Annotated in this window: 21 protein-coding genes and 1 pseudogene; 7 read left to right on the top strand and 15 right to left on the bottom strand. The window is 72.1% G+C overall.

Annotation, left to right across the window (positions count from 1 at the left end):
- Window positions 1-82: 82 nt before the first annotated feature.
- Entirely contained in the window at window positions 83-3,367 is a 3,285-nt protein-coding gene (locus B9S58_RS20110) for a S8 family serine peptidase (RefSeq protein ID WP_103533522.1), read from the bottom strand.
- Window positions 3,368-3,641: 274 nt separating this feature from the next.
- On the opposite strand from B9S58_RS20110, the gene B9S58_RS20105 reads away from it, so the two are divergent.
- Window positions 3,642-4,016 carry an STAS domain-containing protein gene (locus tag B9S58_RS20105; RefSeq protein WP_103533497.1) on the top strand — a complete coding sequence of 125 codons (375 nt, stop codon included), beginning with the start codon at window positions 3,642-3,644 and terminating at the stop codon, window positions 4,014-4,016.
- Window positions 4,017-4,079: 63 nt separating this feature from the next.
- Here B9S58_RS20105 and B9S58_RS20100 read toward each other — a convergent pair whose 3' ends face one another.
- The 3 genes and pseudogenes from B9S58_RS20100 to B9S58_RS20090 form a co-directional block, all read right to left on the bottom strand.
- Window positions 4,080-5,108: a sigma-70 family RNA polymerase sigma factor gene (locus B9S58_RS20100; RefSeq protein WP_103533496.1), complete on the bottom strand. Its 1,029-nt coding sequence runs from the start codon at window positions 5,106-5,108 to the stop codon at window positions 4,080-4,082.
- A gap of 177 nt (window positions 5,109-5,285) precedes the next feature.
- Window positions 5,286-5,571, bottom strand: a pseudogene (locus B9S58_RS40010) (L,D-transpeptidase); the annotation flags it as partial.
- Window positions 5,572-5,682: 111 nt separating this feature from the next.
- Window positions 5,683-6,993: an MFS transporter gene (locus B9S58_RS20090; protein ID WP_103533495.1), complete on the bottom strand. Its 1,311-nt coding sequence runs from the start codon at window positions 6,991-6,993 to the stop codon at window positions 5,683-5,685.
- 62 nt (window positions 6,994-7,055) lie between these two features.
- Here B9S58_RS20090 and B9S58_RS20085 point away from each other — a divergent pair, with 62 nt between their 5' ends.
- Window positions 7,056-8,009: a LysR family transcriptional regulator gene (locus B9S58_RS20085; protein ID WP_103533494.1), complete on the top strand. Its 954-nt coding sequence runs from the start codon at window positions 7,056-7,058 to the stop codon at window positions 8,007-8,009.
- A gap of 51 nt (window positions 8,010-8,060) precedes the next feature.
- On the opposite strand, the gene B9S58_RS20080 is transcribed toward B9S58_RS20085, so the two are convergent.
- Complete coding sequence (locus tag B9S58_RS20080) at window positions 8,061-8,738, bottom strand: dienelactone hydrolase family protein (protein ID WP_103533493.1); 678 nt, start codon at window positions 8,736-8,738, stop codon at window positions 8,061-8,063.
- 387 nt (window positions 8,739-9,125) lie between these two features.
- On the opposite strand from B9S58_RS20080, the gene B9S58_RS20075 reads away from it, so the two are divergent.
- Both B9S58_RS20075 and B9S58_RS20070 read left to right on the top strand, forming a co-directional pair.
- A complete protein-coding gene (locus B9S58_RS20075) occupies window positions 9,126-10,280 on the top strand; it encodes an adenosine deaminase (RefSeq protein ID WP_103533492.1) in 1,155 nt (384 codons plus the stop codon).
- A 133-nt stretch (window positions 10,281-10,413) separates the two neighbouring features.
- Window positions 10,414-10,716, top strand: coding sequence for a hypothetical protein (locus tag B9S58_RS20070; protein WP_103533491.1), 303 nt, complete (start codon window positions 10,414-10,416; stop codon window positions 10,714-10,716).
- Window positions 10,717-10,827: 111 nt separating this feature from the next.
- Here B9S58_RS20070 and B9S58_RS20065 read toward each other — a convergent pair whose 3' ends face one another.
- The 5 genes from B9S58_RS20065 to afsQ1 all read right to left on the bottom strand — a co-directional run bounded on the left by B9S58_RS20065 (window position 10,828) and on the right by afsQ1 (window position 14,713).
- Window positions 10,828-11,034 (bottom strand): PspC domain-containing protein, encoded by a 207-nt coding sequence (locus B9S58_RS20065; RefSeq protein WP_030591389.1) that lies wholly within the window; start codon window positions 11,032-11,034, stop codon window positions 10,828-10,830.
- Window positions 11,035-11,128: 94 nt separating this feature from the next.
- Window positions 11,129-11,701, bottom strand: coding sequence for a VanZ family protein (locus tag B9S58_RS20060; protein ID WP_103533490.1), 573 nt, complete (start codon window positions 11,699-11,701; stop codon window positions 11,129-11,131).
- A gap of 170 nt (window positions 11,702-11,871) precedes the next feature.
- On the bottom strand, window positions 11,872-12,507 hold the full coding sequence (locus tag B9S58_RS20055; protein WP_103533489.1) for a hypothetical protein: 636 nt from the start codon (window positions 12,505-12,507) through the stop codon (window positions 11,872-11,874).
- Window positions 12,504-14,039, bottom strand: coding sequence for a HAMP domain-containing sensor histidine kinase (locus B9S58_RS20050; RefSeq protein ID WP_103533488.1), 1,536 nt, complete (start codon window positions 14,037-14,039; stop codon window positions 12,504-12,506). The genes B9S58_RS20055 and B9S58_RS20050 overlap by 4 nt, the downstream gene beginning before the upstream one ends.
- Window positions 14,036-14,713 carry a two-component system response regulator AfsQ1 gene (afsQ1, locus tag B9S58_RS20045; protein ID WP_181009385.1) on the bottom strand — a complete coding sequence of 226 codons (678 nt, stop codon included), beginning with the start codon at window positions 14,711-14,713 and terminating at the stop codon, window positions 14,036-14,038. The genes B9S58_RS20050 and afsQ1 overlap by 4 nt, the downstream gene beginning before the upstream one ends.
- Before the next feature lie 182 nt (window positions 14,714-14,895).
- Between afsQ1 and B9S58_RS20040 the strand changes: the two genes are divergently transcribed.
- On the top strand, window positions 14,896-15,663 hold the full coding sequence (locus B9S58_RS20040) for a SigE family RNA polymerase sigma factor (protein ID WP_103533486.1): 768 nt from the start codon (window positions 14,896-14,898) through the stop codon (window positions 15,661-15,663).
- A gap of 210 nt (window positions 15,664-15,873) precedes the next feature.
- Here the strand turns inward: B9S58_RS20040 and B9S58_RS20035 are convergent, their stop codons facing one another.
- Window positions 15,874-16,584, bottom strand: coding sequence for a uridine kinase (locus B9S58_RS20035; RefSeq protein WP_103533485.1), 711 nt, complete (start codon window positions 16,582-16,584; stop codon window positions 15,874-15,876).
- A gap of 62 nt (window positions 16,585-16,646) precedes the next feature.
- Between B9S58_RS20035 and B9S58_RS20030 the strand changes: the two genes are divergently transcribed.
- A complete protein-coding gene (locus B9S58_RS20030; RefSeq protein WP_103533484.1) occupies window positions 16,647-17,066 on the top strand; it encodes a hypothetical protein in 420 nt (139 codons plus the stop codon).
- A gap of 73 nt (window positions 17,067-17,139) precedes the next feature.
- On the opposite strand, the gene B9S58_RS20025 is transcribed toward B9S58_RS20030, so the two are convergent.
- Genes B9S58_RS20025 through deoC form a run of 3 tightly spaced genes read right to left on the bottom strand, consistent with a single transcriptional unit; the run spans window position 17,140 to window position 20,439 of the window.
- Complete coding sequence (locus B9S58_RS20025; protein ID WP_103533483.1) at window positions 17,140-18,057, bottom strand: aldehyde dehydrogenase family protein; 918 nt, start codon at window positions 18,055-18,057, stop codon at window positions 17,140-17,142.
- A complete protein-coding gene (locus B9S58_RS20020; RefSeq protein ID WP_103533482.1) occupies window positions 18,050-19,486 on the bottom strand; it encodes an aldehyde dehydrogenase family protein in 1,437 nt (478 codons plus the stop codon). The genes B9S58_RS20025 and B9S58_RS20020 overlap by 8 nt, the downstream gene beginning before the upstream one ends.
- A gap of 5 nt (window positions 19,487-19,491) precedes the next feature.
- Window positions 19,492-20,439 carry a deoxyribose-phosphate aldolase gene (gene deoC / locus B9S58_RS20015; protein WP_103533521.1) on the bottom strand — a complete coding sequence of 316 codons (948 nt, stop codon included), beginning with the start codon at window positions 20,437-20,439 and terminating at the stop codon, window positions 19,492-19,494.
- 171 nt (window positions 20,440-20,610) lie between these two features.
- Between deoC and B9S58_RS20010 the strand changes: the two genes are divergently transcribed.
- On the top strand, window positions 20,611-21,249 hold the full coding sequence (locus tag B9S58_RS20010) for a PH domain-containing protein (protein WP_103533481.1): 639 nt from the start codon (window positions 20,611-20,613) through the stop codon (window positions 21,247-21,249).
- 110 nt (window positions 21,250-21,359) lie between these two features.
- Here B9S58_RS20010 and B9S58_RS20005 read toward each other — a convergent pair whose 3' ends face one another.
- Window positions 21,360-23,000 carry a phospho-sugar mutase gene (locus B9S58_RS20005; protein WP_103533480.1) on the bottom strand — a complete coding sequence of 547 codons (1,641 nt, stop codon included), beginning with the start codon at window positions 22,998-23,000 and terminating at the stop codon, window positions 21,360-21,362.
- Window positions 23,001-23,093 lie beyond the last annotated feature (93 nt).

Here is a 23,093-nt window from a genome sequence, read left to right as displayed (position 1 = left end):
CGCACGGAGAGGATCCGTGCGGCGGGCCGCCGTCGTGCGGGGGGTGGACCACCCGCGGGGGTGAACTACCCGTCGTGCCCGATCACTTGCCCAGGTACGCGCTGTAGATCCTCACCGAAGAGGTGTTGCCCTTCTTGTCGGTGACCCTGGCGGCGAACGAGATCGCCTTGCCCTTCGCCGGGTTCCTGAAGGTGATCTTCCCCTTCTTGGCAGTGACCTTCTTCCAGGTCTTGCCGCCGTTGTAACTGACGTACGTCTTCAGTGACTTCAGGTTCCTGCCCGCGGCCGCGCCGTGCACCTTCACCGGCACGGAGACGGTCCTGCCCGCCTTGACCCGGCCGTCGACGCCCACGGCCGGGGTGAACCGGACGGTGGAGACGGGCAGCATCGTGAACGCGGTCTTCTTGGAGCGGAACGTCCACGCCGCGTCCACCCGGGTGGAGAGCGGACTGACCTTCGCGCTGTGCTTGACCGTGGTCGTCAGCCTGTAGTCGGCCGCGCCTGCCGGGACCCGGAAGGACTCGGAGCCGGTCACCGGGTCGGCGTTCTGGCCGAGCTTCTTGCCGTTGCGGTAAAGGACGGTCTTGGCCGAGGTGAACACGACCCCGCCCGCGTTGCCCCGACCGTCGGCCAGCAGCGGGAGGGAGCCGGTGATCTCGTTGCCCTCACGGACGACGCCGTAGTCCTTGTCGACCAGCGGCCCGAACACCGCGGTGTTCACGGACTTCGTGTACGTCTTGCCCGCCTTGTACGTCGCCTCCTTGCCGACCTGGTAGTCGGCCTCGTACGTCGGCCAGCCGTCCGCGTCGGCCGAGCCCTGCTGTTCGAAGCCGAAGCCCCAGGCCACCTTGTCCGCGGTGGAGAGGTACAGCGTGCGGGTGCCGGGCAGCTTCTGCGCGATCGAGGTGGCCCAGCCCCCTCCCTGCGTGGGCAGGTAGGGGAAGGCGGTGATCGTGCCCTTCTTCCTCGGTGCGGCCGAGCCCATGGCGATCTTCACCTTGGCCAGCTGCGCCCTGGTGAACTTCCGGTTGAAGCCGGTGGCGAGCTGCTTGACCGTACCGCCGACCGCGATGTCGTACTCGGTCGACGTGCCCTTGCTCCAGGTGCCCGACCAGTGCTGGGCGAGCGAACCGTCGGTGATCTTCGGGCCGACGTGGAGCGTACGGATGCCGGCCGGCGAATCCATCAGCCAGCCGAAGGAGACCGCGTTGTTCGCCGCCTCCACCGTGTAGTCCGGGGAGAACAGCTCACCCTTCGCCTTCGCGTCCGGCAGAGTGACCTTCACCGGCTTCGCCTTGCGGGCGTCGAACGTCAGCGAGGTGCTCTTGGTGACCGCGACCTTGGGCTGCGCGATCCAGTCGGTGCCCTTGGTGACGTCGTCCGGGTCGTTGTACACCGTGGAGTTGACCACGTACGTGCCCTTGGGGACCCGGATCTTCGCGATGCCGTCGACGACCCGCGGGCTCAGGAACGGGTTGCCCGCCCCCGCGTCGAAGCGGAAGAGCGTGCTGTCCGCGTAGGCGGCCGGACGGCCGTCCCGCCCGAGGTGCCTGACGGTGAGGTCGTAGCTCTCCACCTCACGCTCGACCGCGGCGGCCGTGCGCACGGTCTGCCCGCCGCCGGTGGCCACCAGATACGCGGAGTACGTGCCGTCGGCGGCGCCGCCGAGCCGGGTGTCGGCGGTCAGCGTCACCTCCGCCGTGCCGCCCGCGGGAACGGTGACCCGGTCCGCGCCGAGCGTGAAGAAGCCGGCCGGAGCGGGCTTGCCCCGCGGGCCGGTGCCCGTCACCTTCAGATCGAGGGTGACGTCGCCCGTGCCGAGGTTGCGGTACGTGACCTTCTCGGTGGCCGGCTTGTCGTCGGTGTGCGGCCACTGCTGCACCCCGAAGCTCACCGAGACCGGGTCGGCGACGACGGTCTGGGCGATGGCACGGTCCACCGCGATCCGGCCGGAGCCCTGCTGGAACGGGTTGTACGCGCCGGGCTTCGTGGACGCGGTCAGCGCGCCCTTCAACTCGGTGTACGCCCAGTCGGGGTGCTGCTGCTTGAGCAGAGCGGCCGCGCCCGCGACATGCGGGGTGGCCATCGACGTGCCCGAGATCGTCGCGTAGCCGGCGGGGTTCTCGCCCACCTCCCGCGCGATCAGCGAACCGGCCGGGATGGCCGCCGTGGTGTCCACACCGGGGGCCGTGACATCGGGCTTGACCGCCCCGTCCCCGATCCGCGGGCCGCGGCTGGAGAAGTCCGCCAGCCGGTCCTGGTCGTCGACCGCGCCCACGGTCAGCGCGGCGTTCGCGCTGCCGGGCGAACCGACCGTGCCCGCGCCGTCGCCCTCGTTGCCCGCGGCGATGGCGAACAGGACGCCCTTCTCGGCAGACAGCTTGTCGACCGCCGCCTCCAGCGGGTCCACCTCCGGGGTGTCGGTCCCGCCGAGGCTCAGATTGACGATGTCGGCGCCCTGGGCGACCGCCCACTCCATTCCGGCCAGGATGCCGGAGTCCTCGCCGTAGCCGTCGTCGTCGAGCACCTTGCCCGAGAGCAGCTTGGCGTCCGGGGCCACGCCCTTGAACTTCCCGCCCGACTTCGCGCCGGTGCCCGCCGCGATCGACGCGACGTGCGTGCCGTGGCCGACCCGGTCCTCGGTGTCGGCGGAGGCGCTGAAGTTCTTCTCCGCGAGGACCTGGCCCTTGAGGTCGGGGTGGGTGGCGTCCGTCCCGGTGTCCAGGACCGCGATCTTGACTCCCTTCCCGGTGAACCCGGCCTTCCAGGCCGCCGGGGCGCCGGTCTGCGCGACGCTCCTGTCGAGGCTCGCCCGGCGCACCCCGTCCAGCCAGACCCGGTCGATGCCGGCCGCGGTGGTGACCCGCTCACCGTCCGCGCCCCGGTCGGTGAGCGCCTTCCAGATGGCCGGCGCGTCGGCGTTCGGGGTGGTCACCGACTCGGCGTTCAGCGAGGTGAGGCTCCGGCCGACCTCGGTGGAGCCCGCGTCGCGGACCTGCGCCTTCGCGGTGGCGGCCTGCTTGCCCCGGTAGCCGACGATCAGTTTCAGACCGTCCCGCTGGGCCCGGAGGTTCTCCGGGCGGCTCAGCTCGGTGACGTCGAACAGCCGCCGGTCGAGGGTGCCGGAGGCGATCAGCCGGTGGGCGTCGGCCGGGACGACGAGGGTGTGCCCCTTGCTGCTCATCCGCTGGACCGGGATGTTCTCCCGGCCCTTCGCGGGTCGGAAGGCGACCGGCGTGCCCTGGACGTCGACGGTGACCCGGTCGCCGGTGACGAGGGTCAGCCGGCGTAACTCCCGGTCCCGGTGCTGGGCCCGGGTGTCGGAGGGCCCCTTCGGGTCCGGCTGGGCGACGGCGGACTGGGTCATGCCCGCCGCCAGTGCCACGGCCACGGCCGCGGCGACCGCCGGTATGCACGCGTTTCTCACGTGTCTGCGCAACTCTCCCCCTGGAGAACTCGTTGGTTACTCAACCCGCCGGTCCGCAGAGACGCAGGATGACGGCTGCGGCCGTCGGTGCACCGAACTAGAGGGAATGCTGGGGGACTTGGTTCGCAGAAGGGGCACGGTGGGTCCGGAGTTGACGCAAAACGGCCCCTCCGCCACGGGTTCCGCGCGGAGGACGATGAATGCGCGGAGGCCGATGAATTTCGCCCGCCGCTCCGGTCTGCCTGGTGTGGATGCCGAAAATTCGATCGCCCTGACGGTGACCGGCCGAGTCAGCCGTGCCGTCGTACCCGACCTGTGCGCCGAGCTGGAGCGTGCTCTGGCCGGTCCCCGTGGAGCCGCCCTCGCCCCGGGCGCGGCGGTGGACTGTGACGTGGGCGGAGTGATCCGGCCGGATCTGACCCTCGTCGAAGCGGTGGCCCGGCTGGGGCTCGTCGCCCGCCGGTCCGGACGCACCCTGCGGCTGTGCCGCGTACCCACCGAACTCAGGGCGCTGCTGGACCTGGTGGGGCTGGCCGACGTGGTGGCCCTGGAGGAGGGCCCGGAGGAACGGGTGCCGGGCCCGCGCTGACGTCCGTACGGTCACCGGCCGGGCGCCGGGGGTACGAAGCCCTCCGCGTCCGGCCGACGGCTCCTACGCGTCGGCCGGCAACCGGTCCGGCAGGCCGAACAGCGGGAACCAGCGCGGGACGTCCAGGAAGCAGTTCATCCCGGTGATCGCCCCGTCCCGTACGTCGATGACCTGGACCGCCCACGGCGCGAACCCGTCCCCGTCCTCGGCGGGCTTGTAGTGCGCGAACGCGGGGGAGCCGTTTGCCGAGACGGGCACCAGCCTGGAGCCCGCGCAGGCCGCGCCGATGGAGGTCATGAAGCCGGTGATGTCCCCGGTGCCCCGCAGCCACAGGTCGAACGGCGGCATCGTCATCACCGCGTCCTCGTGGAGCAGCGAGGTCAGAGCGGTCATGTCATACCCCTCGAACGCCTTCACATAGCGCTCCAGGAGCTTCTGCTGCTCCTCGTCGAGCGGGTCCGCCGCATCGCCCGGCCGGCACTCCGTCTCGGTCAGCGTGGCGCGGGCCCGCTGCAGGGCGCTGTTGACCGAGGCGACGGAGGTCTCCAGCAGCTCGGCGACCTCCGCGGCCCTCCAGGCGAGGACCTCGCGCAGGATCAGCACGGCGCGCTGCTTGGGCGGCAGGTGCTGGAGGGCGGCGACGAACGCCAGGCGCACCGACTCGCGCGCCACGGCAGCCTCCGCCGGGTCCTGGACGGAGGGCAGGATCCGGCCGTCGGGCATCGGCTCCAGCCAGACGTTCTCCGGGCGGGGGCTCAGCGCGGCCTGGGCGAGCGGGGTCGGGCCCGTCAGATCGACCGGGCGGGCCCGCTTGTTGCCCGCGCTCAGCATGTCCAGGCAGACGTTGGTGGCGATCCGGTACAGCCAGGAACGCAGCGAGGAACGGCCCTCGAACTTGTCGAAGTTGCGCCAGGCCCGGACCAGGGTGTCCTGCACCGCGTCCTCGGCCTCGAAGGCGGATCCGAGCATCCGGTAGCAGTACCCCGTCAGCTCGGTCCGGTGCCCTTCCAGGCGGCTGTCGATCCCGGCGGCATCAGCACCTTCGGCGCCCGCCGCCGCACCTGAGGCCGTCGTCGTGGTCAGATCGCTCATCGCTCCACCCCTGTCGCGCGCAGCCGCGCTGTGGCATCCGTCACCCGGTACGTTCGGAAGCTACCGCAGGCCACTGACAGTCGGAGCGGAAAAAGGACAAGGACTGCAGGACGCCGTGGCTCCGGCCGCGATCCGTCCGACACCCCTCAAGTGTCCCGCCTGCGCTGAGCGCGTCGCTCAGGTCCCGGGCTCGCGCCCGTACACGTACACGTCGTCGCCGTTCTTCAGCAGTTCCAGTATGCCTTCGCGTCGGCGGGGCGCATGTTGACGCAGCCACCGGAGCCGGCGGGTTGTACATGGACCTGGTGACCGAGTGACCGAGTGACCGAGTGACCGAGTGGCACGCCAGTAGATCTTCCCGGCCCCGGTCCGGGTCTCGACGCTGTTCCGGCCGGTCCGCACCGGCACCCGGTCCGCACGTCAGTTTCTTGCCGTCCTGGATCCAGCTGAGCTGCCGCGTCAGGAACTGCTCGGCCTGCTGGGAGGTCTTCGCCCTGATGGCCCGCTGACGGACCGACCGGCACGGGTCCGGGCAGCATGCGCCGCCCCAACCCGCGCGTCTCGCCCGGGCGACTCAGCGCGTGGCCGGAACGAGCGCCCGCCGCTCCGCACGCGCCACCCAGGTCCCGTACAGGGTGATCGAGACGACGCCGAGGACCGCGAGCAGGCCCAGGGCCACCGTCGCCGTCCAGCCTCCGGCGTGGAAGGCGACCGCGCCGAGCGTCCCGCCCGCGCTGGAGCCCAGGTAGTACGCCGACTGGTAGAGCGCCGAGGCCTGCGCCCGGCCCGTCGTCGCGGTGCGGCTCACCGAGGACGAGGCGACCGCGTGCCCGGCGAAGAAGCCGGCGGTGATCAGCACCAGGCCCAGCAGTACGGCGGCCAGCCGGTCGGCCAGCGAGAGCAGGAGCCCGGCGGTCGTGGTGGACACCGCCAGATAGAGCGCGCCCCGGCGGCCGAGGCGGGCCACCAGACGCCCGGCGGCGGCGGAGGAGACCGTACCGACCAGGTAGACGAGGAAGATCGACCCGATGACGCCCTGCGGCAGGCTGAACGGCTCCTCGACCAGCCGGTAGCCGATCACCGTGTAGACCGCGCCGAACACCGTCATGAACAGCGCGCCGATCGCGTACAGCCGCACCAGCAGCGGGTCGGCCAGATGCGTGGCGACGGTCTTCGCCAGGGCCTTCGGGTTCAGCGAACCGGGACGGAAGTTCCTGGCCCTCGGGATGAGGAAGTGGAAGGCGACGGCGCACGCCAGCGCGAGCAGCCCGACCGCCGCGAGCGCGGCGCGCCAGCCCCAGGCCTGGGAGACCCACCCGGTGAGGATGCGCCCGCTCATACCGCCGATGCTGTTGCCCGCGACGAACAGCCCGATCGCGGCGATCAGCGCCTTGGGCCGCACCTCCTCCGCCAGGTACGCCATCGCGGAGGCCGGAAGGCCGGCGAGCGCCGCACCCTGGACGGCGCGCAGCGCGATGAGCGCGCCCATCGACGGGGCGAGGGGTACCAGCAGCCCGACGAGTACCGCGATCGCCAGCGACGCCGTCATCATCTGCCGCCGGCCGAACCGCTCCGAGAGCGCGCTCAGCGGCAGGACGAACAGGGCCAGTGCCCCGGTCGCCGCCGAGACCGTCCAGCTCGCCTGCCCGGCGGTCGCGTCGAACGACGCGGAGACGGCGGGCAGCAGCGCCTGGGTGGAGTAGAGGAGGGCGAAGGCCGCGACACCGGCGGCGAAGAGGGCGAAGCTCATCCGGCGGTAGCCGGGGCGGCCGGGCTCCAGGCGCACAGGGGTGGCGGCGGCGGGCGCGGCGGTGGTGGTGACGGGGGACGACGGGGCAGAGGCATCCACTGCGAGGGTGGATGCCCCGGTACTGGCGGGAGGCATACGTCGAAAGTAGAGGGAGACGTTTCATGCGTCCAATGCATGAAACTGCCATAATCGATCCCATGGTGCATGAACGCAGCTCAGGGGCTCGGCTGTCACCAAGCAGTTACGAAGAAGATATCCGGGCCGTGCTCGCGCCCCGCCTCGCGTACTTCGAAGCGGTCGCCCGGCACGAGCATGTGACCCGTGCCGCGCACGAGCTCGGCGTACCGCAGTCCACGCTCTCGCGGGCCATGGTCAGGCTCGAAACGGACCTGGGCGTCGCCCTGTTCGCCCGCAAGGGCCGCACGGTCTCGCTCACCCCGGCGGGCCGCGCCTTCCTCAGCTCGGCGGAACGGGCCCTGGCCGAGGTGGAGAAGGCCGCCGACTCGGTCCGGGCGGACGCCGACCCGACGACGGGCCGGGTCTCCTTCGGGTTCCTGCACACCATGGGCTCGGAGACCGTCCCCGCCCTGATCCGGGCCTTCCGGACCGACCACCCCAAGGTCCGCTTCCAGCTCGTACAGAACTACGGCGAGGCGATGATCGAACGGCTGCGCGCGGGCGGCCTCGACCTCTGCCTCACCTCACCCGTGCCCGACGCCCCCGACCTGGTCGCCCGCCGCCTCGACGAACAGCGGCTGCGGCTCGTGGTCCCCGACGACCACCGCCTCGCGTCCCGCCGCCGGGTCCGGCTCGCGGAGGCCGCCGACGAAACGTTCGTCACCCTGGAACCCGGTTACGGGCTGCGCCGGATCACCGACGACCTCTGTGCGGAGGCGGGCTTCACGCCGCGGGTCGCCTTCGAGGGCGAGGAGGCGGAGACCCTGCGCGGGCTGGTCGCCGCCGGGCTCGGGGTGGCCCTCCTGCCGCCGCCCGCGGTCGCCCGCCCCGGCGTCGTCGAACTGACGGTCACCGCACCGCGCGCGGCCCGCGAGATCGGCGTCGCCTGGCTGGACGGGCACCCCGACACCCCGCCGGTCGCCGCCTTCAAGCGCTTCCTGCTCTCACGCCGGGGGAACCTGCTGCCGGACTGACCGGGCGCGGGCCGACGCACGGCGGGGCCCCTGGTGTGGGCGCCCGCCCCCTCACTGCCGCAGCGACCGCCCGAACCCGGCGGCCAGCGGCATCCGCAGCCCCAGCGGCGGCGGTGCGGCGAGCGCGTCCGCGACCGGGCGGGCGTAGGGCCGGGCGAAGAGCGAGCCGCGGATGAAGTCGGCGGCCAGCGCCACCACTTCGGAGCGGTGCTGGCGCAACGCGTGCCCATCCGAATGGACTTCGAAGCGGCAGGTGTCCCGGTTGGACTTCTTCGCCCGCTCGGCCAGCCGGTAGGACAACTCCGGGTCGGTGCGTTCGTCGTTGGTGCCGTGCACGATCAGCACGCGTCGCCCCATCAGCTGCTTCACCGGATCCGGTCCGTCCGTCGCCTGCTCCGGCAGCCACGGGGCCATCGCCAGGACGGAGGTGACCGCGTCGTGCCCGGCGGCCCGCAGCGCCGCCCGCCCGCCCATCCCGTGGCCGGCCAGGCAGACCGGCACGTCGCCGTACCGTCGCTGGACCTCGTCGGCCGCCCACGCGGCGTCCTCGGCGGGATGCGCGTCGTCCGCGTTCCAGCCGCGGCAGCGGTAGCGCAGCACGTGCACCGCGAGCCCGTCGCCCACCCCGGCGCGGGCCAGGGAACGGGCGAACGGCAGCTGGGCCGCGTACGACAGGGCGGAGGGACGACGGCGCGAGTCGGCCCGGCCGTCCGGGAGCAGCAGAACCACGCCGCTGACCTCGTCCGTTGTTCCGGCCGTCTGAACGGCCCGCCCCAGCCTCGGGGGTGTCGTGCCGGTCATGCCGGGCTCGCGTGCCCTGGCACCGCGCCTTGCCGCGTTGTCGCCACCCGGCCTGGATCCTTCCCCGAGGTCTCGGCTCCGCCCAAGCGGGGGAGGCCCCGTCCGACTCCCTCCTCCGCCTCGCGGCGCACGGCACCGGACCCCGCTCCCTGCTCCGGCCTGACCGACAAGACACCCCTGGCTTCGGGCAGGGGGAGTGCGCGCTGTCCCATGACAGAACAGTGTCAGAAGGAGAGGTGTACTCCACCCGACTTCGCGGTCACTGTTACGTATCGACACCAGGCGCTCTACGCGCGTAGGCGCTAGAGTGCCCAGATGACGAGCCAGACCCTGAATGTCCCTGATTCCGACCAGATCCGGCGCGCCCCCAAGGTGCTGCTCCACGACCACCTCGACGGCGGCCTGCGGCCGGGCACCATCGTCGAGCTGGCCCGCGCGCAGGGTTACGACTCCCTCCCCGAGACCGAGGCCGACAAGCTCGGCATCTGGTTCCGCGAGGCAGCGGACTCCGGTTCGCTGGAGCGCTACCTGGAGACGTTCGCCCACACCTGCGCCGTCATGCAGAGCCGTGACGCGCTGTTCCGGGTGGCCGCCGAGTGCGCCGAGGACCTCGCCGAGGACGGCATCGTCTACGCCGAGATCCGCTACGCCCCCGAGCAGCACCTGGAAGGCGGCCTGACCCTCGAAGAGGTCGTCGAGGCCGTCAACGAGGGCTTCCGCGAGGGCGAGCGCATCGCCCGCGCCAACGGCCACCGCATCCGTGTCGGCGCCCTCCTCACCGCGATGCGGCACGCCGCCCGCGCACTGGAGATCGCCGAACTCGCCAACAGCTACCGCGACCAGGGCGTCGTCGGCTTCGACATCGCGGGCGCCGAGGCCGGGTTCCCGCCCACCCGTCACCTCGACGCGTTCGAGTACCTCAAGCGGGAGAACAACCACTTCACGATCCACGCGGGCGAGGCCTTCGGCCTGCCGTCGATCTGGCAGGCCCTCCAGTGGTGCGGCGCCGACCGGCTCGGCCACGGGGTGCGGATCATCGACGACATCGAAGTCGCCGAGGACGGCTCGGTCTCCCTCGGCCGCCTCGCCTCCTACGTACGCGACAAGCGCATCCCGCTGGAGATGTGCCCGACCTCCAACCTCCAGACCGGCGCGGCCACCTCGTACGCCGAGCACCCCATCGGGCTGCTGCGCAAGCTGCACTTCCGGATCACCGTGAACACGGACAACCGGCTGATGAGCGGGACGAGCATGAGCGGGGAATTCGAGCGGCTGACCGAGGCCTTCGGATACACGCTCGACGACATGCAGTGGTTCACAGTCAATGCGATGAAATCAGCATTCATTCCTTTCGACGAACGTCTCGCGATGATCAATGACGTCGTCAAGCCCGGATATGCCGAGCTGAAGTCGGAGTGGCTTTTCCGTCAGACCGCTGTGACCAGTGGTTCTGTGGTCTCCGGAGGCTGAGGGATGCGACAGGGGAAGGGTCGGGAGGTGGCATCCCGGCCCTTTTCCGCGTGTCGGGATGTTTGCGGAGCGGGCTGTGGGATGGCTAGCTTGCAGAGCCGCTCGCATCCCCTTCCCCAAGGATGAATTCTCCATGAAGAAGTCTGCTGCCAAGACTCTCGGTGTCGCCGCCCTCGGTGCCGCTTTCGCCGCTGCCGCCGCCGGCAGCGCCTCCGCCGCTCCGTCGCTGCCGCTGGACGCCGCGGCCGGGGCGCTCCCCGTCTCGACGATGGCGCTAGACTCCATCGCCACGTCGGCCCAGCACGCGCCGGTCCAGGAGACCGTCGGCAAGGTCCTCGGCGGCGAGGCCACCGACGCGGCCGCCCCGGTCACCGGCCTGCTCGGCGGACTGCCCACCCAGGGCCTCACCGCCAACGGGATCCCGCTCGGCGGCTGATCCGGCCCGCGCGCCGGGCCTCCGGCGCCACCCCGCACATGTCAGTGGGGCGCACACCCTGATCCAGGGTGTGCGCCCACTGCGCGTTCTCACTCCCCGTGTCGCGGCGCGTCACCAGGCCGTAGCGGATGAGGCGGACTTCTCCGAGGGCAGCAGCGCCCACAGCGCCAGGTAGAGAAGGAACTGCGGACCGGGCAGCAGGCAGGAGACGACGAAGATGACGCGCATCGTGCTTGCGGAGATACCGAAGCGGCGGGCGAGGCCCGCGCACACTCCGCCGATCATGCGGCCTTCGCGGGGGCGAACAAGTGCGGCCATGGTGGGCTCCTTCGCGAACCGTTACGGGAGGAGCAGCCTGTTGTGCTCCCCGATGTATCCATGGTGCCGCGACGAAGAGGTACAAAGCATCGCTCTACGGTGCGAGGCCGACCCCGGTAATCGTCGGGGTCGCTCCCCCAGGGGCCTCGTCCCTGAGACGGGTCTCCTGGCGGTGGTACGGCAGATCCCGTACCCCCGGCAGTCCCCGGCGGCGCAGCCGCGCCCGGCAGACCGGGACGACCAGCAGATGGGCCAGCACCACCCCGGAGGTGTTCAGCAGCAGCGAGTCGATGTCGACCACCTGACCGGGCACCCCGGTCTGGCCCAGCTCGATGGCCAGCGAGATCAGCGCCCCGGCGGCGACCGTACGCAGCAGCGAGACCCAGGGGGAGACGAAGATCCGGCCCCCGGCCATCGGCAGCAGCACCCCGAGCGGGGCCAGGAGCAACAGCGCACCGCCGATCCGGCGGGCCGCCTCGGCCGGCCCCAGCGCGAGGTCCGCCCTGATCCCGGCGAGCGGCTCGAAGTTCGCCGCCGTGATCCAGGGAACGTCCAGCGGGCGCAGCGTCAGCCACCCGACGAAGACTAGGTGCGCGACAAGGAGAGTGACGCCCGCCGCGCGGAAGTGGATGACGGTCTGGCCGCCCGAACTGTGACGCACGTCCACCAAGACGCCACGATCGGCAGGATCGGTTCCGTGCCGTCGTCCGCGGCCGCACGGACGGCCCTGCCGGCCACCCCCGCGCACCGTGCGGGGGCCGTGCGGGGCCCGCGTCGGCCCGGCCGAACGGCGTACGGCGTGGCCCGGACCCGCGTCCGAACCGCGCCGGGCCCGCGTCAGTCCAGCCGGACCGCGTCCGGCGTGGCCACATCCCCCGGCCGGGACTTCGTCTGCGAGGTGCACAGATAGCCGCGCGGCGGGTAGTCCCCGGGCCCGCCCAGGAGCACCGAGCCGTCCCGGACCAGCGTCTCGCTCTCCGCGTACGTGCACACCAGCTGGGCCAGCGCCTCCGCCGACAGGTCCTCCGGCTGACTGCTCAGACGCAGGGTGCCCGCCGGGTCGCCGTCCCGGGCCGGATCCATCCGCAGCCCCGCCGGAACCGCGGTGGTGAACCCGGCCCGGCGCTCGCTCGCGGGCGGCGCCTGCTGGACCTCCTTCAGCAGCGCGCGGGCGACCGCAACGGGGTCGGTGCCGACCGCGTCCGCCGTCACCGGACGGTCCACGGTGACCAGCTGCGAGGCGCACACCAGATACACCTCGGCGCTCACCCGGTCCGGCGACCGGGTGGTGACGTCCGACGAGGACAGCCGGCACGGCACCCGGGAGGGCGCGGCCCCCGCGTCCACCGGCACCGAGGTCGTACGGATCCCGCACCCGGAGGCCAGCGCCGCGGCCGCCAGCACGGCTGCCAGCGAGGCCGCCGTACGCCGCCGGAGCGGGCCCCGCCGGTACGTGACTTCGCCGCGCTTCACGTCGCCCCGTCCTCGTCCTCGTCCGGGGCCTGTGCGCCCGGTTCGTCGTGGTGCGCGATCTTCTCGGCGTCGCGCGGCAGCCGCAGTTCGAAGACGGCTCCGCCGTCCGGGGAGTTCGCCGCCGTGATGTCACCGCCGTGGATGTGCGCGTTCTCCATGGCGATGGAGAGGCCGAGCCCGCTGCCCTCCGACCGCGGCCGGGAGGCGCTCGCCTTGTAGAACCGGTCGAAGACGTGCGGCAGCACCTCCTCGGGGATGCCCGGACCGTGGTCTCGTACCTCGATGACCAGCTCCTCGCCCTCGGTCCGTACCCGGACGCCCACCGGCGAACCCCCGTGCTTGAGGGCGTTGCCGATGAGATTGGCCAGGATCACGTCCAGGCGGCGCGGGTCGAGGCGGACCATCATGCCGCGCTCCGCGTCCAGGTCCACCGCGTCCAGCCAGGCCCGCGCGTCGATGCACGCGGTCACCTGGTCGGCGACGTCGACGGTGTCCAGCACCAGACGGGCCGTGCCCGCGTCGAAGCGGGTCACCTCCATCAGGTTCTCCACCAGGTCGTTCAGCCGCCGGGTCTCGCTGACCACCAGGTGCACGGCGGGCGCGATCATCGGGTCGAGGGTGTCCGCCTCGTCCTCCAGCACCTCGGCCACCGCGGTGATCGCGGTCAGCGGGGTGCGCAGCTCGTGCGACATGTCGGCGACGAACCGGCGGCTCGCCTCCTCCCGCGCGCTCATGTCCGCGACCTTCTTCTCCAGCGAGCTCGCCGTCCTGTTGAACGTCCGGGAGAGATCGGCGAGCTCGTCCGTGCCGGAGACCACGAGCCGGGTGTCGAGCTTGCCCTCGCCGAGCTTGCGGGCCGCGTCGCCGAGCCGCTGCACCGGGCGCAGCACCGTCGTCGCGGCGGCCTGCGCGAGCAGCGCCGAGCCGACCAGCGCGAGGGCGGTGGCGATCCCCAGCGACCAGGCCAGCGAGTTGAGGTCCTGCCGCTCCTGGTCGAGGGACTTGAGCATGTAGCCGGTCGGGCCGCCGCCGATGATCCGCGTACCGGCGACCAGATACGGGGTGCCCGCGATGCTCGTCCGCTGCCAGAACAGGTGGTACTCGTGCTCGTTGCTCGACGTCAGCGGCTGCTTGCGGGCCACCTGCTCCTGCAGCGATTCCGGCACGTCGGCCCGGGTGAGGGTGTCCAGGTCGGAGTAGCCCACGATCGGCTTGCCGCGCTCCCGCTCGGCCTCCAGCAGCACGCTGTACCCCGGGCTGTTGGTCGCTATCTCCCCGGCGGCCCGCTGGAGGTCGTCCTTGGTGGGACGCGCCGGCAGACCCGCCGCGGTGTCCTGCATCTGCCGCCGGAAGTCGTCGAGCGCGGTGTCCTGGGTGCGGGTCAGCACGGCCTCGCGGTTGAGCCAGTACGCGATCCCCGAAGCGGACACCGCGGCCACCAGCGCCACCAGCGCGAACACCACGACGAGGCGCATCCGCAGACTGGTCCAGCGCAGACCGGCGCGCAGGGACCGCTTGGCGGTCTCGGTCACTGAGGCGAGTCCAGCCGGTAGCCCACGCCCCGCACCGTACGGATCAGGGTCGGCGAGGACGGCACGTCCTCCACCTTCGCGCGCAGCCGCTGCACACAGGCGTCCACCAGACGGGAGTCGCCCAGGTAGTCGTGCTCCCACACCAGGCGCAGCAACTGCTGCCGGGACAGGGCCTGGCCGGGCCGGCGGCTCAGCTCCAGCAGGAGCCGCAGCTCGGTCGGCGTGAGCTGCAGATCCTCACCGTCCTTGGTGACGGTCATGGCGGAGCGGTCGATCACCACGTTGCCGAAGGTCGCCGAGTCGGTCGAATCGCGCTCCCCGCGGCGCAGCACCGCCCGGATCCGGGCGTCCAGCACCCGGCCCTGGACAGGTTTCACCACATAGTCGTCCGCGCCGGACTCCAGTCCCACCACGACGTCGATGTCGTCGCTGCGCGCGGTCAGCAGAATGATCGGCAGTTGGTCGGTGCGGCGGATCCGCCGGCACACCTCGAAACCGTCGATCCCGGGCAGCATCACATCCAGTACGACCAGGTCGGGCCGCTGCTCGCGCAGCAGCTCAAGGCCGTCCTCTCCCGTCGCCGCGGTGGCCACACGGTGGCCCTGGCGTGACAACGAGAGTTCGAGGGCCGTGCGGATGGCGTCGTCGTCCTCGATCAGCAACAGGAAAGGCACGAACGTCATTCTGGCCCATGGTGGCGCTTCAGTTCGACCTGTGGTCCGGTCCGATTGTCCGGGCACGGCCGCAACTGCCCCTGTGACAGGCCTGTGACAGTCGGGGGACAGCGCCATGAAACTGCCCCGGCAAGCTCTTCCACAGCAGGGAACGAACGGACTCCACCGATAGGGGGCGCGAGATGAACGCACTGCACAGCACCAGTTCAAGCGCAGTTGTCACGCGTCTCCACGACGTCGGCCGGAGCACGGAGAGGTCCGGTGCCACGAGTGTGCGGGGGTGCGTTCGGAGCGCCGGGCGTCAGCACCCGACGGCTGCGGAGCAGGTGCGTATGCCGTACATGGCGGTGGTTGACGCACCCAAGGGGGCGGCAAGCGCGTTCGGGGAGGCCACGGGGGATCGCGGAGCCCGGACGGAGGACGCGGACGCCGAAGCGGCGTTCACGGCCTACGTCCAGGAGCGACGGGCCTCCCTGTACGCGACCGCCTACCACCTGACCGGCGACCGGTTCGAGGCCGAGGACCTGCTGCAGAGCGCCCTCTTCTCGACGTACCGGGCGTGGGACCGGATCAGCGACAAGGCGGCGGTCGGCGGCTATCTGCGCCGCACCATGACCAACCTGCACATCAGCGCCTGGCGCAGGCGCAAGCTGAACGAATACCCGACCGAGGAGCTGCCGGAGACGGTGGGCGACACGGACGCGATGCGCGGCACGGAGCTGCGGGCGGTGCTGTGGCAGGCACTCGCCCGGCTGCCCGAACTCCAGCGCACGATGCTGGTCCTGCGGTACTACGAGGGCCGCACCGACCCGGAGATCGCGTCGATCCTCGACATCAGTGTCGGCACGGTGAAGTCCAGCATCTGGCGCTCCCTGCGCCGGCTGCGCGAGGACGAGGTCCTCAGCTTCGGACGTGACGAGCAGGAGTCCTTCGGCGAGCTGGTGGCCTGAGGCAGGGCCCTTCGCTTCGGGGGAGGCGGGGGCCACGGGGGAAGTGCGGGGGAGCAACGGGGGAGCAGTGAGAACGGGGACCGAGGGGACCCGGGGGAACACGGGGGAACGGCCCATCGCTTCGGGGGAGGCGCGGGTCACGGGGGAAACACAGCGGGGTCGCACGGGCCGGGGGGTCCTGTACGGCCCCGCTTCCGTGCGCCCTGAGCGCTACGGTGTGGGCGGCGCCCCCACGCCGGCCCGCCGGCACCGCCCCGCCGCCGCGGCGGCGAACCGCCCCAGCGCCTCCTCCTTGCCGCAGGGGAACGCCCCCAGGGCCGTCTGGCGGGCCACGATGCGCCGCTCGGCCCGCATCAGCCGCCAGCCCCGCCGCAGCAGGAACGGGACCGACTTGCGGCCCTCGCGCAGGTCCCGCAGCAGTCGGCGGCGGAACGTCGTGGACGGGCGGCCGCGCAGGCACAGTGCGTCCGCGAGCAGCCCCAGCTCCTGGCAGCGCTCCACGATGTCCGCCGCGAAGATGCCCTCCGCCACGAACAGCGGTGACCGCTCGATGTGGAAGGTCTCGTGGTCCGTACGGGAGCTGGTGGCGATGTCGTACACCGGAACGTCCGTACGGCCGCACCGGCACAGCTCGGTGATGGCGGCCACCGCCGCCTCCGCGTCCCAGGACCCGGCGGAGTCCCAGTCGACGTCCGTGGAGCCGGGGACCGTGGGCAGCGTCGGGTCGTCGTGCTCCTTGTAGAAGTCGTCCAGGCGCAGCACCGGCAGACCGGTGCGGGCGGCGAGGGACGACTTGCCGGAGCCGGAGGGGCCCGCGAGCAGCACGACGCGGGTCGGGATCGGTTGGGAACTCACAGAACAGAAGTGTGAGGCATTGACCCGCGCAGGGGACCCATCGGGCCTCCTGTTGGTATCCAGCATCACACCTCAACTACTCTGCGCGCACAGACGATTACCCGACCAGGCTCGATCAGGTGGAAAACATGGCACTTCATGCACGTAAGCCCGAACGTCGCGCCCTGCTGCGCGCCGGTCTGACCTTCACCGCGCTGGGAGCCGCCCTGGGGGCCGGCGCGGGCGCCGCCCAGGCCGTCCAGCTGCCCGCCGCCGCCGAGGTCCCGGAGCAGGGCGTCTCCGCCCTCCAGGCGGTCGGCGAGACAGCCGGGCCGGCGGTGACCAGCGCGCTCGGGACCTCGCTGGCCAGCAGCGTCGCCCCGATCACCGACCTTCAGCTGGACCCGCTGGCCAATACCGGGGTGGATCCGCTGGACAATGCCGTGGGCACTCAGATCGCCGACTTCAAGCCGCTGACCACGGCCGTCGTCACCGATCCGATCACCAGCGGCGGCGCGCTGAGCGACCTGCCCGTGGTGGGTACGGTGACCGGGCTCGTCACCGGCTGACGCGGACGGGACGAACGGCGGACGGGGCCGCCCCGGGGTGGGAGGGCGGCCCCGTCCGGGCACCTGGCGGGCGTCAGTACGAGGAGCCCGCGGCTCCCAGCGCCCCGGTCGGGTGCCACACCGTCTTGGTCTCCAGGAAGGCCGTCAGGCGGTGCGTGCCGGGCGAGGCCAGCCAGTCCGTGGAGTCCGCCGCGCCGTCCGCGTCCACCGGCTGGGGGCGCAGGACCCGCTTCAGGTTGTCCGCCGCCGCGATCTCCAGCTCCTTCGCCAGCGCGGTGTCCGCGCCGGTGAGGTCGATCGCGTTGACGTCCTGGTGGGCGGCGAGCGGGGCGGCCAGCTCCGCCGTGGCGCCGGACAGGATGTTGACCACGCCGCCGGGGACGTCCGAGGTGGCCAGCACCTCGCCCAGCGACAGCGCGGGCAGCGGGGCGTCCGCCGAGGCGATGACGACCGCCGTGTTGCCGGTCGCGATCACCGGGGCGATCACCGAGACGAGCCCGAGGAACGACGACTTCCGCGGCGCGAGAACCGCGACGACGCCGGTCGGCTCGGGGGTGGAGAGGTTGAAGAAGGGGCCCGCGACCGGGTTCGCCCCGCCGGAGATCTGCCCGATCTTGTCGGTCCAGCCCGCATACCAGACCCAGCGGTCGATCGCCGCGTCCACGACGGCCGCCGCCTTGGACTTCGACAGCCCCTCGGCAGCGGCCACCTCGCGGACGAACTGGTCCTTGCGGCCCTCCAGAATCTCCGCGACGCGGTAGAGGACCTGGCCGCGGTTGTACGCGGTCGCGCCCGACCAGCCGCCGAACGCCTTGCGCGCGGCCACGACCGCGTCGCGCGCGTCCTTGCGGGAGGACTGCGGCGCGTTCGCCAGCCACTGGCCCTTGGAGTCCGTCACCTCGTACACCCGGCCGCTCTCGGAGCGGGGGAACTTGCCCCCGACGTACAGCTTGTAGGTCTTGAAGACGCCAAGACGGTTCTGGTCAGACATCGAGGTACGCCTCCAGGCCGTGGCGGCCGCCCTCGCGGCCGTAGCCCGACTCCTTGTAGCCGCCGAACGGCGACGTCGGGTCGAACTTGTTGAACGTGTTGGCCCAGACGACGCCCGCGCGGAGCTTGTTCGCCACCGCGAGGATGCGGGAGCCCTTCTCCGTCCAGATGCCGGCCGAGAGGCCGTACTGACTGTTGTTGGCCTTGGCGACCGCCTCGTCCGGGGTGCGGAACGTCAGGACGGAGAGCACCGGGCCGAAGATCTCGTCACGGGCCACCGCGTGCGCCTGGGTGACGTTCGTGAAGAGCGTCGGAGCGAACCAGTAACCGGACGACGGAAGTTCGCAGGGGGCGCTCCAGCGCTCCGCTCCCTCCGCCTCTCCGGTCTCCACCAGGGAGGTGATCCGGGCCAGCTGCTCGGCGGAGTTGATCGCACCGATGTCGGTGTTCTTGTCCAGCGGGTCGCCCAGCCGCAGCGTGGACAGCCGGCGCTTCAGCGCGTCCAGCACCTCGTCCTGGACCGACTCCTGGACCAGCAGCCGGGAGCCCGCGCAGCAGACCTGGCCCTGGTTGAAGAAGATCCCGGTGACGATGCCCTCGACGGCCTGGTCGATCGGGGCGTCGTCGAACACGATGTTCGCGCCCTTGCCGCCGAGCTCCAGGGTGACCTTCTTGTCCGTGCCCGCGACGGAGCGCGCGATGGCCTTGCCGACGGCGGTCGAACCGGTGAAGGCGACCTTGTTGACGTCCGCGTGCGTGACGAGGGCCTCGCCCGCGTCCCCGTAGCCGGTCAGGATGTTGACGACGCCCTTCGGGAGCCCTGCCTGGCGGCAGATGTCCGCGAAGAACAGGGCGCTCAGCGGGGTCGTCTCGGCGGGCTTCAGGACCACCGTGTTGCCCGTGGCGAGCGCCGGGGCGATCTTCCACGCGAGCATCAGCAGCGGGAAGTTCCACGGGATGACCTGGCCGGCCACGCCCAGCGGACGGGGGTTGCTCCCGTAGCCCGCGTGGTCGAGCTTGTCGGCCCAGCCCGCGTAGTAGAAGAAGTGCGCCGCGACCAGCGGGAGGTCCGCGTCGCGGGTCTCCTTGATCGGCTTGCCGTTGTCGAGCGTCTCCAGGACGGCCAGCTCACGGCTGCGCTCCTGGATGATCCGCGCGATCCGGAACAGGTACTTGGCGCGCTCGGAGCCGGGCAGCGCCGACCACTTCTCGAACGCCTTGCGTGCCGCCTTCACGGCCCGGTCCACGTCCGCCGCGCCTGCCCGAGCGACCTCGGAGAGGACTTCCTCGCTGCTCGGCGAGACGGTCTTGAAGACCTTGCCGTCGGCGGCCTCGGTGAACTCGCCGTCGATGAACAGCCCGTAGGAGGGGGCGATGTCGACGACGGCGCGGGACTCCGGCGCCGGTGCGTACTCGAATGCGGATGCCATGGCTATCAGTCCACCGTCACGTAATCGGGGCCGGAGTAACGGCCGGTGCTGAGCTTCTGGCGCTGCATCAGCAGGTCGTTGAGCAGGCTGGACGCACCGAACCGGAACCAGTGCGGGTCCAGCCAGTCCTCACCCGCGGTCTCGTTCACCAGCACCAGGAACTTGACCGCGTCCTTGGTGGTGCGGATGCCGCCGGCCGGTTTCACGCCGATCTGCACGCCGGTCTGCGCCCGGAAGTCGCGGACGGCCTCCAGCATGAGGAGCGTGTTGGCGGGGGTGGCGTTGGTGGCCACCTTGCCGGTCGAGGTCTTGATGAAGTCCGCGCCCGCGAGCATCCCGATCCAGGAGGCCCGGCGGATGTTGTCGTACGTGGACAGCTCGCCGGTCTCGAAGATCACCTTGAGGCGGGCGGTCCCGCACTCGGCCTTCACGGCGAGGATCTCCTCGTACACCTTCAGGAACCGGCCGGAGAGGAACGCCCCCCGGTCGATCACCATGTCGATCTCGTCGGCCCCGGCCGCCACGGCGTCGCGGACGTCCGCGAGCTTGACGTCCAGCGCGGCACGGCCCGCCGGGAAGGCGGTCGCCACGGACGCCACCCGCACGCCGGAGCCGGCCACCGCGGCGGCCGCGGTGGCCGCCATGTCGGGATAGACGCAGACCGCGGCGGTGCGCGGGGTGGTGCGGTCGGTGGGATCGGGGTTGACGGCCTTGGCGGCGAGAGCCCGGACCTTGCCCGGGGTGTCCGCGCCTTCCAGCGTCGTCAAGTCGATCATCGAGATGGCGAGATCGATGGCGTACGCCTTGGCCGTCGTCTTGATCGAACGGGTTCCGAGGGAGGCGGCGCGCGCTTCGAGGCCGACGGCGTCGACGCCGGGCAGACCGAACAGGAAGCGGCGCAGCGCACTGTCGGACGCCGTCGCGTCGGAGAATGCGGGAGCAGTGGTGGGCATGGTCACCAGAGGAGCATATCTACGCGCGTAGCGACCTGTACAGGGGGCCGGGCCATCCGTGCGTGCCGCACCCCGCCCCTCCGGCCCTGGCCCTCCGGGTGCCGCGGCCGGATACCGCGACGCGGGCGGCCGCTCCGCCGTCCTCGGCGCCCGTCAGGCAGAATCGGCGCCATGACGAGCCCCACACCTCCCGCAGAGCCGCCCCCCGCGACCCGGACCCACCGTTCCGTCGCCGCACTGGTCTGCGGGTGGCTGCTGCTCCTGCTGATCGCCTGGATCACCGGGGACGCCATGATCCGGGGCGAGGGACGGGTGCCGTGGCTCGCGGCGGCCGCGCTGCTCCTGGTGGTGCCGCTGGTCGTGGCGTTCACCCTGCGGCCCGCCGTCTTCGTGAGCGACGAGCGCATCCGGATCCGCAACCCGTTCCGGACGATCCAGCTCCCCTGGACCGAGGTCGCCGACGTACGGGCCTCGTACTCCTCCGAGCTGGTCGCCCGGGACGGCACGAAGTACCAGCTGTGGGCGATCCCCGTCTCCCTGCGCGCCCGTAAGCGCGTGGCGCGCACCGCAGCCCGCTCGGCGCACGACGACCCCTACGGCCGTACGTCGGTCAGCGCCGACGTCCGCGACTCCGCCGCGCGCACCGCCTCCGCCGACCAGACCGTCCGCGACCTGCGGGACCTGGCCGAGCGCGCCGGCGACACCACGGCCGAGGGCGCGGACCGGGGCTCCGTGCGCTGGGCGTACGAGGTGATCGCCCCGGCCGCCGCTGGTGCCGTCCTGCTCGTGGTGGTCGGAGCGATCGGCTGAGGCCGACGGCACGGAACGCCGAAGGGCCGGTCCCCCCGAGAGGGGGAAGCGGCCCTTTCGTGTGAAGCGGCGCGTTCGTGCGAGGGCGCCCTTCCGCGTGAAGCGGCGCGTCAGATGCCCGCGGCCGCCGCGAGGTCCCGCTTGATCCCGGAGAGCAGCTCGGCGCCCCGGGCCCGTGCGGCGGGCAGTCCGGCCGCGTCGGCCACCGGGACGACGACCTCCAGGTAGCACTTCAGCTTCGGCTCGGTGCCGCTCGGGCGGACGATCACCCGGGCGCCCTCCAGGTGGTAGCGCAGCCCGTCGGTGGGCGGCAGCCTGTCCGTGCCCTGCGACAGGTCCTCGGCCGAGGTGACGGCGAGGCCGGCCAGCGCGGTCGGCGGCTGCCCGCGGAGCCGGGCCATGGCGTCCGCGATGACCAACAGGTCCTCCACCCGCACCGAGAGCTGGTCGGTGGCGTGCAGACCGTGGGCCAGGGCCAGGTCGTCCAGCAGGTCAAGGAGTGTACGGCCCTGCTCCTTGAGTACGGAGGCGAGCTCGGCGACGAGCAGGGCGGCGGTGATGCCGTCCTTGTCGCGGACGCCCTCGGGGTCGACGCAGTAGCCGAGCGCCTCCTCGTAGCCGTACCGCAGGCCGTCCACCCGGGCGATCCACTTGAAGCCCGTCAGGGTCTCCTCGTAACCGAGGCCGGCCTGCTCGGCGATCCGGCCGAGCAGCGAGGACGACACGATCGACTCGGCGAACACGCCGCTGACGCCCCGCTCCACCAGGTGCGCGGCGAGCAGCGCGCCCACCTCGTCGCCGCGCAGCATCCGCCAGCCGCCGTCCGTGGCGGTGTCGGGCACGGCGACGGCGCAGCGGTCGGCGTCCGGGTCGTTGGCGATGATCAGGTCCGGCGCGGCCCGGCGCGCGGTGGCGAAGGCGAGATCCATCGCGCCGGGCTCCTCCGGGTTCGGGAAGGCCACCGTGGGGAACGCGGGGTCCGGCTCGGCCTGCTCGGTGACGAGCACCGGCGCGGGGAACCCGGCACGGGCGAACGCGGCGGTCAGCACCGAGGTGCCGACGCCGTGCATCGCGGTGTAGACGGTCCGTGCCGTACGGGGGCCGCCGTCGGCCAGGACCGCGTCCGTACGGGCGAGGTAGGCGTCCAGGACCTCCTCGCCGAGGGTCTCCCAGCCGTCCTCGGGACGTACGACACCCGCGAGCGGGCCGACCGCGGCGATGGCGGCCGCGATCTCGCCGTCGGCCGGGGACACGATCTGCGAGCCGTCGCCGAGGTAGACCTTGTAGCCGTTGTCGCGCGGCGGGTTGTGGCTGGCGGTGACCTCGACCCCGGCGACGGCTCCCAGATGCCGTATGGCGTACGCCAGTACGGGGGTGGGGAGCGGGCGGGGCAGCACGGCCGCGCGCAGCCCGGCGCCGGTCATCACGGCCGCGGTGTCGCGCGCGAAGTCCGCGGACTTGTAGCGGGCGTCGTAGCCGATGACGACGAGCCCGCCCTCCTCGCCCCGGGCCTTCAGGTAGGAGGCGAGGCCCGCCGCCGCCCGGATCACCACGGACCGGTTCATCCGCATCGGCCCGGCCCCGAGCTCCCCGCGCAGCCCGGCGGTGCCGAACTGGAGCGTGCCCGCGAAACGGGCGGCGAGCTCCTGGGTGTCACCCGACTCGATGATCGCGGCCAGTTCGTCGCGTGTCCCGGGGTCGGGATCCTCGGCCAGCCAGGTTCTGGCCTGCGCGATGAGGTCGTGCTGCACGGGGGCCGCCTTTCGGGGGTGCGGAAGGGGTACGGGGGTGGGGTGCGGGTGGGGTGGGCGCTGCGCGGGCTGGTCCCCTCCCCGCCCCTTCCC

Origin of the sequence: Streptomyces sp. SM11 (assembly GCF_002910905.1) — a bacterium.
Classification (GTDB): domain Bacteria; phylum Actinomycetota; class Actinomycetes; order Streptomycetales; family Streptomycetaceae; genus Streptomyces.
Note: the sequence above shows the minus strand (reverse complement) of the source record. Positions and strands in the feature narration are given on the sequence as shown.

Excerpts from the sequence above, each read along its gene's own strand:
- B9S58_RS20040 (WP_103533486.1), top strand. The coding sequence starts at position 14,896 with ATGAACGCACTGCACAGCACCAGTTCAAGCGCAGTTGTCACGCGTCTC.
- deoC (WP_103533521.1), bottom strand. The coding sequence starts at position 20,439 with ATGCCCACCACTGCTCCCGCATTCTCCGACGCGACGGCGTCCGACAGT.
- B9S58_RS20105 (WP_103533497.1), top strand. The coding sequence starts at position 3,642 with ATGAATTTCGCCCGCCGCTCCGGTCTGCCTGGTGTGGATGCCGAAAAT.
- B9S58_RS20085 (WP_103533494.1), top strand. The coding sequence starts at position 7,056 with ATGGTGCATGAACGCAGCTCAGGGGCTCGGCTGTCACCAAGCAGTTAC.
- B9S58_RS20020 (WP_103533482.1), bottom strand. The coding sequence starts at position 19,486 with ATGGCATCCGCATTCGAGTACGCACCGGCGCCGGAGTCCCGCGCCGTC.
- B9S58_RS20100 (WP_103533496.1), bottom strand. The coding sequence starts at position 5,108 with ATGAGCGATCTGACCACGACGACGGCCTCAGGTGCGGCGGCGGGCGCC.
- B9S58_RS20030 (WP_103533484.1), top strand. The coding sequence starts at position 16,647 with ATGGCACTTCATGCACGTAAGCCCGAACGTCGCGCCCTGCTGCGCGCC.
- B9S58_RS20075 (WP_103533492.1), top strand. The coding sequence starts at position 9,126 with ATGACGAGCCAGACCCTGAATGTCCCTGATTCCGACCAGATCCGGCGC.
- B9S58_RS20090 (WP_103533495.1), bottom strand. The coding sequence starts at position 6,993 with ATGCCTCCCGCCAGTACCGGGGCATCCACCCTCGCAGTGGATGCCTCT.
- B9S58_RS20070 (WP_103533491.1), top strand. The coding sequence starts at position 10,414 with ATGAAGAAGTCTGCTGCCAAGACTCTCGGTGTCGCCGCCCTCGGTGCC.
- B9S58_RS20035 (WP_103533485.1), bottom strand. The coding sequence starts at position 16,584 with ATGCTGGATACCAACAGGAGGCCCGATGGGTCCCCTGCGCGGGTCAAT.
- B9S58_RS20110 (WP_103533522.1), bottom strand. The coding sequence starts at position 3,367 with ATGACCCAGTCCGCCGTCGCCCAGCCGGACCCGAAGGGGCCCTCCGAC.
- B9S58_RS20065 (WP_030591389.1), bottom strand. The coding sequence starts at position 11,034 with ATGGCCGCACTTGTTCGCCCCCGCGAAGGCCGCATGATCGGCGGAGTG.
- B9S58_RS20025 (WP_103533483.1), bottom strand. The coding sequence starts at position 18,057 with ATGTCTGACCAGAACCGTCTTGGCGTCTTCAAGACCTACAAGCTGTAC.
- B9S58_RS20010 (WP_103533481.1), top strand. The coding sequence starts at position 20,611 with ATGACGAGCCCCACACCTCCCGCAGAGCCGCCCCCCGCGACCCGGACC.